General features: G+C 50.2%; 1 rRNA gene. It reads right to left on the bottom strand.

The features are described 5' to 3' along the window. Window positions 1-233: ribosomal RNA gene (locus KO539_RS29965) — 16S ribosomal RNA — on the bottom strand; the annotation flags it as partial.

The raw sequence follows: 233 nt of genomic DNA, 5'->3' as shown, positions 1-233 counted from the left end.
AGCAACTAATGACAAGGGTTGCGCTCGTTGCGGGACTTAACCCAACATCTCACGACACGAGCTGACGACAGCCATGCAGCACCTGTGTACTGGTTCTCTTTCGAGCACTCCTCAATCTCTCGAGGATTCCAGCCATGTCAAGGGTAGGTAAGGTTTTTCGCGTTGCATCGAATTAATCCACATCATCCACCGCTTGTGCGGGTCCCCGTCAATTCCTTTGAGTTTTAATCTTG

Origin of the sequence: Janthinobacterium sp. NKUCC06_STL, from assembly GCF_019345455.1 — a bacterium.
GTDB lineage: Bacteria > Pseudomonadota > Gammaproteobacteria > Burkholderiales > Burkholderiaceae_D > Janthinobacterium > Janthinobacterium rivuli.
This window is presented reverse-complemented; position numbering and strand designations above follow the sequence as displayed.